Source organism: Streptomyces sp. NPDC030165 (genome assembly GCF_055573595.1).
The window spans coordinates 180,409-193,284 of sequence record NZ_JBVIBD010000012.1 but is presented as its reverse complement, the minus strand read 5'-3'; the positions used below and the strand labels follow the sequence as shown (position 1 = coordinate 193,284).

5 protein-coding genes are annotated in these 12,876 nt (G+C 74.6%); 3 read left to right on the top strand and 2 right to left on the bottom strand.

Annotated elements, in window-relative coordinates; genetic code table 11:
• Positions 1 to 57: 57 nt before the first annotated feature.
• Both ACZ4Z1_RS23380 and ACZ4Z1_RS23375 read right to left on the bottom strand, forming a co-directional pair.
• Positions 58 to 714 (bottom strand): class I SAM-dependent methyltransferase, encoded by a 657-nt coding sequence (locus ACZ4Z1_RS23380; protein WP_468488547.1) that lies wholly within the window; start codon positions 712 to 714, stop codon positions 58 to 60.
• Between the two features lie 75 nt (positions 715 to 789).
• Positions 790 to 1,626 (bottom strand): AraC family transcriptional regulator, encoded by an 837-nt coding sequence (locus ACZ4Z1_RS23375; RefSeq protein ID WP_468488546.1) that lies wholly within the window; start codon positions 1,624 to 1,626, stop codon positions 790 to 792.
• 459 nt (positions 1,627 to 2,085) lie between these two features.
• Between ACZ4Z1_RS23375 and ACZ4Z1_RS23370 the strand changes: the two genes are divergently transcribed.
• The 3 genes from ACZ4Z1_RS23370 (at position 2,086) to ACZ4Z1_RS23360 (ending at position 12,866) form a co-directional block, all read left to right on the top strand.
• Positions 2,086 to 3,321, top strand: a complete 1,236-nt coding sequence (locus ACZ4Z1_RS23370; protein ID WP_468488545.1) for a glycosyltransferase — start codon at positions 2,086 to 2,088, stop codon at positions 3,319 to 3,321.
• A 120-nt stretch (positions 3,322 to 3,441) separates the two neighbouring features.
• Positions 3,442 to 8,241, top strand: a complete 4,800-nt coding sequence (locus ACZ4Z1_RS23365; RefSeq protein WP_468488544.1) for an amino acid adenylation domain-containing protein — start codon at positions 3,442 to 3,444, stop codon at positions 8,239 to 8,241.
• Positions 8,238 to 12,866 (top strand): amino acid adenylation domain-containing protein, encoded by a 4,629-nt coding sequence (locus ACZ4Z1_RS23360; protein WP_468488543.1) that lies wholly within the window; start codon positions 8,238 to 8,240, stop codon positions 12,864 to 12,866. Before ACZ4Z1_RS23365 ends, ACZ4Z1_RS23360 begins: the two co-directional genes overlap by 4 nt.
• Positions 12,867 to 12,876: the final 10 nt, after the last annotated feature.

The window sequence follows — 12,876 nt, the reverse complement described above, 5'->3', positions numbered from 1 at the left end:
GGGTCCGAAGAGGGCCGGGGGGACGGGGGACCGGGGAAGGCTCCCGGCTCATGTACGTCAGCGGTGACGCCACACGAGCGTGTAGCGCCAGAACAGCCGACGGCGCAGGCGTGCGCCGGGCAGGATGCGGTGGGCTTCGCGGACGATGTCGGGGAAGGGGGTGTCCGCCGGACGGGTCAGGGCGGTCATCGCGACCGGCCGGGGCGACGGGCGGCCCTTGTTCCTGAGCCAGCCGGTGGCGGCGTTGAGCGGGGAGGACACGGCGGCCAGCAGGTGGTCCACGGGCGTCTGCGGGCGGGCCAGGCCCACGATCACCAGAGTGCCGCCGGGAGCCAGGTGACGGCGGAAGACGGTGAGGGCGTCGGCGAGCGGCAGGTGGTGGAGGACGGCGGCGCAGGTGATGACGTCGTACGAGTCGCCCGGGACCCCGGTGAGCGCGTCAGCGACCGTGAACGTCACCGGGGCCACGGGAGGAGTCAGTTCCCGCGCCCGGGCCGTGATCGCCGGGTCGGCGTCGATGCCGTGCACCGTGGCGGCGCGGGTGGCCAAGAGTCTGGCCAGGTCGCCGCTGCCGGAGCCGATGTCCAGGGCACTGCCGAAGCGCCGGGGCAGTTGCCGCAGGATCCACGGGTGGAAGTGGGCGTTGTGGTCCCAGGGGTGCGCGGCGTTGAACCGGGCGAGGGCCCGGAGGATGCGGGACGGCAGCGGCGTCATGCCACCAGTCCATCAGATCGGGTCGCTGCGCCGACACGTCACTCCAACCGCCAGGGCCCTTCCGCCCCGCAGCCGTCAGGCACGCCGGAAGGTGCCGGGCGTGATGCCGTACACGCGATGGAACCAGCGGCTGAAGTGCGCCTGGTCGGCGAAGCCGGTGGCCGAGGCGGCGTCGGCCGGTGTGGCGCCGGACATGAGCAGTGAACGTGCGTGACGCAGGCGCAGTTGCCGCTGGTAGTCGCTGGGCGCGAGGCCGAACTCGGCGCGGAAGGCCCGGTAGAGGGCGAAGCGGCTGCATCCGGAGGCCGCCGCCAGCTGTTCCGCGGTCAGGGGTTCCAGGTAGGTGTCGTCGAGCAGTTCCCGGGCGCGGCGGGCCGCCTGGCGGCGTGCGCGGTCGGTCGGCGTCCGGACCCGTACGGCAGACGCCGTCGTGGACGCGCCGCGGCGCGTCATGGCGGTCACGGCGGCGGTCAGCCACTCGTCCCGTATGAGCGGATTCGGGGAGCCGATCAGCGCGGCGTGCAGCCCGGCGAGGGCGTCGGCGAGCGCTCGGTCGCTCAGTACGGGGTCCGTGAAGAGGGGCAGCGCGGCGGAGCGGCCCTCGGTGGCGTCGCTGATCATGTCGCTGACCACGGACGGGCCGATGTGCACGATGCGGTACAGGTATCCCACGTCGGCCGCGGCCCACCCGTCGTGCACCTCGTCCGGGTTGAAGGCCATCACCATCCCGGCGCCGCTGGTGTGGGTGCCGCCCCGGCAGTGGAAGCTCTGCGCGCCGGCGACGGTGCTGCCGAAGGAGTACGTGTCGTGGCTGTGCGGCGGATAGACGTGGTCGAAGAAGTGCGCGTGCATGGCCTCCACGGGGCGGTCGCCGTCGCGCCAGTACCGCACCCAGCCGTCGGCGGTGGTCATGCCGACATTATGAGCGGCGCGCCGGTGTTCAAGAGCGGTGGAGGCGGTCGCCGCAGGGCCGGGAGTGCGGCCACGCCGATCGTGCCCCCGTTCTCGCCTGCACTTGCCGCAGGCCGTTGAGGTGACGATGCGGCGGTGACGAGTGTTTCGCCGACTGCGCGGCGAATGGCAGCCACGTGCGTGACGGTCAGGACCGCGCGTCATGGCCGTCGGGTGGCAGTCCCGCACCGACCGCTGCCCCGCACCTGATCAGCGCCCGCCCGGAAGGATTTTCTTTCGGGATTTCCGGAGGGCTGTCCGTCCTCGGCGGACGGCCCAAAAACAAAGGCAAGGAGAATTCACTCCTTGCCACTCTCAACGTATAGCGCACCGGGGGGCTTGCGGCAAGCCCCCACCCCCACCGCAGAATCGGCGACTGAAAGGCGGGAACTGTGGAACTGTGGAAATGGGGGGCACGAAATGCGGGTGTTGCTGACGACGGTGGGATCACGCGGAGACGTCGAACCGCTGGCGGGACTGGCGGTGGCGTTGCGCGAACTCGGTGCGCAGGTACGGATGTGCGCTCCTCCGGACGAGGAGTTCGCGGTGCTGCTGGAGCGAGTCGGCGTGCCGCTGGTGCCGCTCGGTCCGCCGGTGCGCTCGGTGGTGGCCGGCGAGCGGCCGCCGACGGCGGCGGACGCGTTCCGGCTCGCCGCCGAGCTGGTCGACGCCCGGTTCGACACGCTCATCGGGGCGGCCGAGGGGTGTCACGCGCTGCTGGCGTCCGGCCTGATGCCGGCCGGCGCACGGGATGTGGCCGAGAGCCTGGGCCTTCGCTACGTGTACGGGTGCTTCCACATCTTCGGCCTGCCGTCGCGGCACCTCCGCCCCGGGGTGCGCCCGGGCACGCCGTCCCCGCGGGACGAGACCGACAACCGGGTGCTGTGGCAGCAGGACGCCCAGCGGGTGAACGCGTTGTACGGCGAGGCGCTCAACCGCCGTCGGGCGGGGATCGGCCTGCCGCCGGTGGACAACGTCCGCGACCACGTCTTCACCGGCCGGCCGTGGCTGGCGGCGGACCCGACGCTGTGCCCGTCGCAGGGCATGACCGACCTCGACCTGGTGCACACCGGGGCGTGGATCCTGCCCGACGACCGCCCGCTCCCGGACGGCCTGGAGGCGTTCCTGGACGCCGGAGCGCCACCGGTGTACGTGGGCTTCGGCAGCATGGCCGCGTACGCCCCGAAGGGCATCGCCCGGGTGGCCACCGAAGCGGTCCGCGCGCAGGGCCGCCGCGTACTCCTCGCGCGCGGCTGGGCGGACCTGGCCCCGATCGACGACGCCGACGACTGTTTCGTCGTCGGCGAGGTCAACCAGCAGGCACTGTTCCGGCGGGTGGCCGCCGTCGTGCACCACGGCGGCGCGGGCACCACGACGACGGCGGCCCGGGCCGGCGCGCCCCAGGTGGTGGTCCCCCTGATCGCGGACCAGCCGTACTGGGCCGCCCGAGTGGCCGAGCTGGGCACCGGCGTGTCCCACGACGGCCCGACGCCGACCTTCGGCTCCCTGTCGGCCGCCCTCACCACGGCCCTGACGCCCGAAACCCGGGCACGGGCGCGGGCCGTGGCCGGCGTCATCCGCACCGACGGTGCGGCGGTGGCCGCGAGACTGCTGCTCGACGAAGTCAGCCAGGGAAGGCCGGCCATGACCGTGTGAGCCCCCGCAGGATCGTGCCCCGAGCCTGCTGACAAGAGCCCTCGGAACCGCGGACGCAACCGCAGCCAGTTGGACGCGCAATTGCCCGTTCCCCGTCCAACTGGTTGCGGTTGACTGCGTATGTGGGGCTCCGCACAGTGGAGCGATCGGCCGTGGAATTCCTGTACCGGCCGGGCCCGGCGAGAAATTCGGACGGTTCACGGTGTGCGCGCCGCGGCATTGGCGCGGTCCGTCTGCAGTTCACGCGCCGGGCCGTCCACCGAAGGGGGCAGCATGAACGACCTCAAGGGGCCCGCTTTACCCCTGTCCGCATGCCAGGCGGAAGTGTGGTCGGCCCGGCATGCGGATGACACGTACCGGCCGTACGAGATCAGGCAGTACGTCGACATTCTCGGGCCCCTGGACACGGTCGTTTTTGAACGGGCGCTGCGGCAGGCCGTCACCGAGACCCAGGCGCTGCGGGCGCGGTTCACGGAAGACGGTGGTGTTCCGGTTCAGGTGATCGGGCGGAATTCGGCGCAGGGTGGGGAACTGCGGACCGTCGATATCGGGATGTGTGACGATCCGTGGAAAGCCGTCGAGGGCTTGATGCAGGGCGAGCAGACCCGATTGCCGGATCCGGAAGAGAAGTGCGGAGAGCTGTTTTCGCACACGCTCATCTCCTTGGCCCCCCAGCGTCATGTCTGGTACCAGCGATATCACCGGCTGGTGCTGGACCAATTCGGAAGTGCGCTGCTGGCGCGCCGCGTCGCGAAGCTCTACGGGGCGCTGGTGCGTGGGGAGCACCTCGGTGTTCCCGGGTACGTCCCGCTGCGGGACCTGCTGCGTGAGGAAGCCGCTTACCGGGAGTCGGACGGCTGCGCGCGCGACCGGCGGTACTGGCACGAACGTTTCGCGGACCGGCCAGGTCCGGTGCCGGTTTCCGCCAGGGCTCCCGCCGAGGGCGGCGCCGTTCTGCGGGAGAGCGGCCGGCTCACTCCCGATGCCGTCGCCGCACTCTCCGCGGTGGCGGCCCGCGCCGGAACGGGGCGGCTCGCCCTGGTGGCCGCCGCTGCGGCCGTGTCCCTGTGCCGGATGACGGGAGCGGACGAGGCGTGCCTGAGCCTGACCGCCGACGGGCGCCCCGCCGGGCGGGCGCGGCGGACGCCCTGTGCGATGGCCAACGTCCTGCCGCTGCGGCTGCCGGTGTCCGCCGGGGCGGGCTTCGCGGAGCTGACCCGGGCGGCCGGCGAAGAGACCGGCGGTCTCCTCGCCCACCGGCGCTTTCCCGGTGCCTGGCTGCGCCGCGAGCTCGGCCGGGCGCAGGACCCATGGCAGTTCGGCCCGTCGGTGGGTGTCTCGCCGGCCGACGCGGACCTGTGGTTCGGGCCGTGCCGGGGGAAGTTGTGCGACCTGTCCCCACGGCCCGTCGATGACCTCGTGGTACGGATGACCGGTCCGTCGGCGCCGGACCGCGGCCGGGTCGACGTGGTCCTGGAAGCCGATGCCGCGCGCTATGACCAGGACGGGGTCCGGGGCGTACACCGGTCCCTGCTGCACTTGCTGGAACGGGCCGCGGCGGACTCCGCGGTGCCGGTCGGCCGGGTCGGCATGCCGGGCCCGCCGGAGAGCGCACGGGCGGTGCGGGAGGGGAGCCGGACGGCGGCGCCCTGTCCGCTCGCGCCACTGCCGGAGCTCTTCGGACGCCAGGTGCGGCGGGCGCCTGACGCCGTGGCCGTTCAGGACGGGCAGCGGACTGTGACGTACGGGGAACTCGACGACGAGGCGGGGCGGCTGGCCAGGTACCTGATCCGCTCGGGGGTGGGCCCGGAATGCCGGGTGGCGGTGGTGCTGGAGCGGTCGGTGGAGTTCGTGGTGACCGTGCTGGCGGTGTCGATGGCCGGCGGGGTGCACGTACCGGTCGATCCCGGCCTTCCGGCGGAGCGGGTGGCGTTCGTCCTGCGGGACGCCGGGCCGGCGGTGGCGGTGTGCGACGGCGGCACCCGCGACGCGGTGCCGCGGGACTTCGGCGGGCGGGTGCTGAACCTGGAAGGCCCCGCGGTGACCGAGGCGTTGGGGGGCTGCGCGGGTGGGTCCGTGCGGGACGCGGAGCGCCGGGCGCCGCTGCGGGCCGACAACGCGGCGTACCTCATCTACACCTCGGGTACGACCGGCACCCCGAAAGGCGTGGTCGTCCCACACCGCGGACTGGCCAACCTCGTCGTCGACCACGTCGCACGGTACGGCCTCGACGCCGGCAGCCGTGTCCTCCAACTGGTCTCGCCGGGCTTCGACGTCTCGATGAGCGACATCTGGCCCGCCCTGTGCGCGGGCGGCCGGCTCGTGCCGGCTCCGCCGGGCCGGCCGCCGCTCGGTGCGGAACTGGCCCAGCTGCTGCGCACATGGCGCATCACCCACGTCGCCCTGCCGGCGTCCTTCCTGCGGAATCTGCCGTCCGACGGCCTGCCGGAGCTGCGCGTACTGATCGTCGGGGGCGAGCCGCTGACCGGGGAGGCGCGCCGGCGGTGGGCCGCGGGGCGGGAGCTGGTGGTCGAGTACGGCGTCACCGAGGCGACGGTCACGTCCACCGCGAGCGCGCCGCTGGGCGGTGCCGGCCGGCCGACGATCGGCCGCCCGATCGCCAACTCCCGGGCGTACGTGCTGGACGCGTTCCTGCAGCCGGTACCGGCCGGTGTGGTGGGCGAACTGTACCTGGCCGGGGCGAACCTGGCGCGGGGCTACCTGGGCCGGGCCGCCCTGAGCGCCCAGCGGTTCGTGGCGTGCCCGTTCGCGGCGGGGGAGCGGATGTACCGGTCCGGGGACCTGGTGCGCTGGACGGACGGCGGGGAGCTGGCCTTCGCCGGACGGGCCGACGACCAGGTCAAGGTGCGCGGGTTCCGGGTCGAGCCGGGCGAGGTGGAAGCCGCGCTGGCCTCCCACCCGGCCGTCGCCGAAGCGGTGGTCGTGGTGCGGGAGGACCGCCCGGGCGACCGCAGGCTGGTGGGGTACGCCGTGCCCGTCGCGGACCCGGTGGACGGCCGGGCCGTGCGGGAACACGCCGCCCGCTCGCTGCCGGACCACATGGTGCCGGCGGCGGTGGTGGCCCTGGACGCGTGGCCGCTGACACCGAACGGAAAGGTGGACCGCGCCCGGCTGCCGGCGCCCGGATTCCCCGCGCGGGTCGGGGGCCGCGCCCCGCGTACGCCGGCCGAGGAGACCCTGTGCGCCCTCTTCGCCGACGTACTGGGGCCGGGACACGTCGGAGCCGAGGACAGCTTCTTCGAACTGGGCGGTGACTCGATCAGCGCACTGCAGCTGATGGCGCAGGCCCGGAGCGCCGGGCTGGTGGTGACCTCGCGGCAGGTGTACGAGGCGAAGACGCCCGAACGGCTCGCGAGGGTGGCCCAGACCGTCGGCCCCGCGGCCGGCGCCGACGCGACCGGGGACGACACGGGCGTCGGCCGGGTGCCCTGGACCCCGGTCGCACGGCTGCTGGGCGACCGGGTCGTCGACGGCCGGTTCGCGCAGTGGCAGATCGTCGGCGCGCCTCCCGGGCTGACCCAGGACGTGCTGGTGGCCGCGCTGGGCGCGCTGGTGGACACCCACGACATGCTCCGGGCCCGAGTGGTGCCGGACGGCGGGGAACCGGCTCTGACGGTGGGCGAGCGCGGATCGGTGGACGCCGCGCGCCTGGTGACGCGCGTGCCGGTCGCGGGGGAGCTGGACGCGGCCGCCGAGCGCGCGGCGGACGAGGCCGCGGGGCGGCTCGATCCCGCGACGGGCGTGATGATGCAGGTGGTATGGCTGGACGCCGGCCCCGGCAGGGTCGGCCGTCTGGTCGTGGTGGTGCAGCATCTGGCCGTCGACGGGGTGTCGTGGCGCATCCTGCTGCCGGACCTGCGGGCCGCCTGCGAGGCCGTGACCGCCGGGCGGGAGCCCGAACTGGAGCCGGTGGCCACGTCGTTCCGGCGGTGGGCCGGGTGGCTGGCCGCACAGGCGACCGACGGGAAGCGGGTCGCGGAACTCGCGGACTGGACGGCCGCGTACGGTGCCGTGGACCCCGTACCGGTCGAGCGGGCGCTGGACCCGGCGGCCGACACCGGGGCCACCCTCCGCCACCGGACCTGGACGGTACCGGCCGAGGAAGCGGCCGTCCTGACGACCGCCACACCGACGGCCTTCCACTGCGGTGTGCACGAGGTGCTGCTGGCCACCTTGGCCGGAGCGGTCGCGCGCAGCAGGCGGGACGCCGCTCCGCAGGTCCTGGTGGACGTCGAGGGGCACGGCCGCGAGGCCGGTGACGGGATGGACCTCTCCCGTACGGTGGGGTGGTTCACCAGTGTGCGCCCGCAGCGGCTGGACCTGACCGGCGTCGCCCTGGACGAGGTGCCGTCGGGCGGCCCGGCGGCCGGCGCGCTGCTCAAGACGGTCAAGGAGCAGAGCCGGGACGTACCCGGCGACGGGCTGGGACACGGGCTGCTGCGCCACCTCAACCCCGGGACCCGCGCCGTCCTGGCGGCATTCGCGGCACCGCAGATCGCCTTCAACTACCTGGGCCGCTTCCCCGCGCCCTCCCCGGGGGACACGGTCGGCGCCTGGCAGGCGGCCGGTACGTCGGCGATCGGCTCCGCACTCGCCCCCGCCATGCCGGCGCCGCACGTACTGGCGGCCGGCGCGGACGTCCGCGACACCTCCGACGGGCCGGTGCTCACCCTCAGCCTGAGCTGGCCCGATGCCGTACTGGACGAGGCCGACGGGGAACGCCTGGGCCGGTGCTGGCTGGAGATGCTCAGCGGTCTGGCCGCCCACACCACCACACCGGGGGCAGGCGGTCACACCCCCGGCGACTTCACCCTGCTCGCCCTCGACCAGGACGAGATCGAGCTGTTCGAAGCGATGGCGCAGAGCTGGGAAGACCGGGAGGAAGGGTCGCCGCTGTGAGTTCCGCAACCGCCGCTCAGGGGCCCGCGCTGGCAGAGGTGTGGCCGCTGTCACCGCTCCAGGAGGGCATCCTCTTCCACTCCGCCTCCTCCGCCGCCCAGGAGACGGATCCCTACGTCATCCAGCACGTCCAGACGGTGCACGGACCGTTGGACGCGGGACGGCTGCGGGCCTCGTGGGAAGCGCTGCTGAACCGCCACGCGGCCCTGCGGGCCGGCTTCCCGAGGCGCAAGTCGGGCGAGGCCGTGCAGCTCATCCCGCGCACGGTACGCCTGCCCTGGCGCGAGAGCGACCTGTCGGGACGTCCACCGCACGCGGCGGCCGCCGAGGCAGCGGCGCTGGCCGGGCGGGAGCGGGCCCGGCGGTTCGACCTGACGTCGGCACCGCTGCTGCGCCTGTTGCTGATCCGCTTCGGCCCGGACCGCCACCACCTGGTCATGACGAGCCATCACATCCTGATGGACGGCTGGTCGATGCCGGTCGTCTCCCGGGAGCTGGCCGCGGCCTACACGGCGGCCGGTGACCTCTCCGGCCTGCCGCCGGCCCCTTCCTACCGGGAGTACCTGGCGTGGCTGGACCGCCAGGACAAGGAGGCGGCGGCCCGCGCGTGGCAGGCCGAACTGGCCGGTGTCACGGAGCCGGTGCTGGTGGCACCGCCGGACCCGGGCAGGACGCCGGTGACGCCCCGGACCCGTACGGCGGAACTCGGCGCGCAGGCGACACAGGCCCTGACCGCGTTCGCCCGCGCGCACGACCTGACGGTCAATACGGTGGTGCAGGGCGCGTGGGCGCTGGTGCTGGCGCGGCTGGCCGGCCGTACGGACGTGGTCTTCGGCACCACGGTGTCGGGGCGGCCCCCGGAGGTGCCGGGGGCGGAATCGATGGTGGGGCTGCTCATCGACACCCTGCCGGTACGGGTTTGCGTGGACGGTGCGCGGCCGGTGGGGGACCTGCTCACGCACGTACAGGAGCGCCAGGCCGCGCTGTTGCCGCACCGGCATCTGGGCCTTCCGGCCATCCAGCGCCACGCCGGGCCCGGAGCCGTGTTCGACACGCTCCTGGTGTACGAGAACCACCGTGGCCGCGCCGGCGGGCCGACGGTCTGCGACGCGGTCACGTTCGAGACTGCGGAGGTCAACGAGGCGACCAGCTACCCGCTGACCGTGGGCGTCACCGCGGACGCCCGGCTGCGGGTGCGCCTGGCGTACCTGCCGGACCTGGTGGCCCCGGAGGTGGCCGGGCCGCTGGCCGGACGGCTGCTGCGGGTGCTGGAACAGATCGTCGCGGACCCTGCGTCGCCCGCGGGACGGATCGACGTGGTGGACGCGCTCGAACGCGAGCGGGTGGTGACGCACGGGAACGGCGCCAGCGCCGGGACCTCGGGCGCCTTGGTGCCGGAACGGGTCACCGCGTGGGCGAAGCGGTCACCGGACGCGACGGCGGTGACCGACGGACAGCGGTCGCTGACCTACGCCGCGTTCGACGCCGCGTCCGACCGGCTGGCCGCCTACCTGACGAGTCTCGGCGTGGCGCGGGGAGACCGGGTCGCGGTGGTGCTGGAGCGTTCGGCGGACCTCCTGGTGACGCTCGCCGCGGTGTGGAAGGCGGGCGCCGCGTACGTACCGGTGGACACCGCCCACCCGGCCCCGCGCGTGGCGTTCCTGCTGGCCGACACCGGCCCCGTGGCTGTGGTGTGCACCGCGGGTACCCGGGGCACCGTACCGGCCGGCGCCCCGGGACGGCTCGTGGTGCTGGACGACCCGGAAGTGGCGGCAGCCGTCGCGAAGTGCCCTGCCGGGGGGCCGCGGGCGCCGCTGACCGGGCAGGACGCGGCGTACGTGATGTACACCTCGGGTTCGACGGGGACTCCCAAGGGCGTGACCGTGCCGCACGACGGTGTGGCCGGACTCGTGAGCGATCCGGTATGGGGCCTCGGTACGGATGACGTGGTGCTGATGCACGCGCCGCACGCGTTCGACGCCTCGCTGTTCGACATCTGGCTGCCGCTGGCCGCGGGCGCGCGGGTGGTGGTGGCCGGGCCCGGGGCGCTGGACGCGCGCCGGATCGGCGCGGCGGTGGCCGCCGGGGTGACCACGGTGCAGCTGACGGCGGGCGTGTTCCGGGTGATCGCGGAGGAGGCACCCGCGTGCTTCGCGGGGCTGCGGCGGGTGATGGCCGGCGGCGACGTGGTGCCCGCCGCGTCGGTGCGGCGGGTCCGGAATGCGTGCCCGGACACCACGGTGCTGCACGCGTACGGGCCGACCGAGACCACCCTGTGCGCCACCCTGCGCCCGCTGCGGCCCGGTGACGCGGTGCCCGGGGAGCTGCCGATCGGCCGCCCCATGGACCGCCGCAGGGCCTATGTCCTGGACGCTTTCCTGCGTCCCGGCCCGCCCGGCACGACGGGCGAGCTGTACCTCGCCGGTACGGGACTGGCCCAGGGCTACGAGGGGCGGCCGGGGGCGACCGCGGACCGGTTCGTGGCGTGTCCCTTCGCGCCGGGCGAGCGGATGTACCGGACCGGGGACCTGGCGCGCTGGACGGACGGCGGGGAGCTGGTCTTCGCCGGCCGGGCCGACGACCAGGTCAAGGTCCGCGGGTTCCGTGTGGAGCCCCGCGAGATCGAGGCCGCCCTGCTCACCTGCCCCGCCGTCGCCGACGCCGTGGTGAGCGTCCGCGAGGACCGGCCCGGCCGGCCGCGGCTGACCGGATACGTCGTCCCCGAAAGCCCGGCCCCGGGCGGGGAGTTGGAGGGAGAGGTGGACGGAGAGTCGGTCCGGCGCCACCTCGCCGGCCTGCTGCCGGACTACATGGTCCCGTCCGCCGTACTGGTGCTGGACGCCTTGCCGGTGACCGCGAACGGGAAGGTCGACCGCGAGGCCCTGCCCGTTCCCGGTTCCGGCGAGCGGGCCGCGCGGCGGGCTCCCCGGACCCCGGCCGAGGAGATCCTGTGCGCGGTGTTCGCCGAGGTGCTCGGCGTCGGACGCGTCGGTGTGGAGGACAGTTTCTTCGCGCTGGGCGGTGACTCGATCACGTCGATGCAGCTGGCGTCCCGCGCGAGCCGTGCCGGGGTGCACGTGGACACGCAGGACGTCTTCGAGCACCGGTCGCCGGCCGCGCTGGCCGCCGTCGCCCGGATCGGGGGCGAGGCGGCGGCCACCGCGGACGTGGCGGCCGGTGAGGTGCCCTGGACGCCGGTCATGCGCGCGCTGGGCCGGCACGCGGCGGCGCCCCGGTTCGCCCAGTGGGTGATCGCCGGAACCCCCGCCGGGCTGACACGTGACGTGCTGGTGGCCGGGCTGGCAGCCGTACTGGACACGCATGACGTCCTGCGGGCCCGCGTGGCTCCGCAAGCCTCCGCGTGGGCGCTGACGGTGGCCGAACGCGGAACGGTGGCGCCCGCGGGGCTGGTGTCGCGGGTCGATGCCGCGCACGTCGCGGCCGGGGACCTGGACCGGGCAGCGGACCGGGCCGCACACGAGGCAGCGGGCCGGCTGGATCCCGCGGCGGGCGTACTGGTGCAGGCGGTCTGGCTGGACGCCGGACCCGAGCGGACCGGACGGCTGGCACTCGTGATCCACCACCTGGTGGTGGACGGAGTCTCCTGGCGCATCCTGCTGCCGGACCTGCGGGCCGCCTGCGAGGCCGCGGCGGCCGGCCGGGAACCGGAACTGGACCCGGTCGGCACCTCCTTCCGGCGGTGGGCGGGCATGCTGGCCGAGCAGGCCGTCACACCCGCACGCGTTGCCGAACTGGCCTACTGGACCAGCTCGTTGGAGACGCCCGTGCCGCTTCCGGGCGGCCGGGCGCCGGACCCCGCGCGGGATACCTGGGCGGCCGTGGCGCGGCAGTCGTGGACGGTGCCGCCGGCGCAGGCCCGGATACTGACCGGCACCACCCCCGCCATGTTCCACTGCGGCGTGCACGAGGTACTGCTGGCCGCGCTGGCCGGCGCGGTCGCGCACTGGCAGGACGCCGACGCGGTACTGCTCGACGTCGAGGGACACGGCCGCGAGGCCGGAGAAGGCGTGGACCTGACGCGCACGGTGGGCTGGTTCACCTCCGTCCACCCGGTCCGGCTGCGCCTGGGCGGCACCGACGTGAAACAGGTGCCGGCCGGCGGACCTGCGGCCGGGGTGCTGCTGAAGACCGTCAAGGAACAGCTGCGAGCGGTGCCGGGCGACGGCCTCGGGTACGGCTTGCTGCGCCACCTCAACCCGCGGACAGCACCACTGCTCGCCGCCCTGCCCGCCCCGCAGATCGCGTTCACCTACTTGGGGCGGTTCCGTACCGGTTCGGGGGCGGCGCGGGCGCCCGAAGCCTGGCAGCCGGCCGGCCCGTCGGCGATCGGCGGTGCGGCCGACCCGGACCAGCCCGTCCTGCACGCCCTGGAAGCAGGCGCCGTCGTCCGGGACACCCCGCAAGGGGCCGGACTCTCCCTCCACCTGGAGTGGTCCACCGGAATCGTGGCCGGCGCCGCGGCCCGCCGGCTGGGCCGGTGCTGGCTGGAGATGCTCGGCGGCCTGGCCGCCCACAGCGCCGCCCCCGCAGCGGGCGGCCACACCCCCTCCGACTTCAGCCTCGTCGAGCTGGCCCAGGAGGACATCGACGAGTTCGAAACCTGACCCGCCGACG

Excerpts from the sequence above, each read along its gene's own strand:
- ACZ4Z1_RS23365 (WP_468488544.1), top strand. The coding sequence starts at position 3,442 with ATGTGGGGCTCCGCACAGTGGAGCGATCGGCCGTGGAATTCCTGTACC.
- ACZ4Z1_RS23370 (WP_468488545.1), top strand. The coding sequence starts at position 2,086 with ATGCGGGTGTTGCTGACGACGGTGGGATCACGCGGAGACGTCGAACCG.
- ACZ4Z1_RS23380 (WP_468488547.1), bottom strand. The coding sequence starts at position 714 with ATGACGCCGCTGCCGTCCCGCATCCTCCGGGCCCTCGCCCGGTTCAAC.
- ACZ4Z1_RS23375 (WP_468488546.1), bottom strand. The coding sequence starts at position 1,626 with ATGACCACCGCCGACGGCTGGGTGCGGTACTGGCGCGACGGCGACCGC.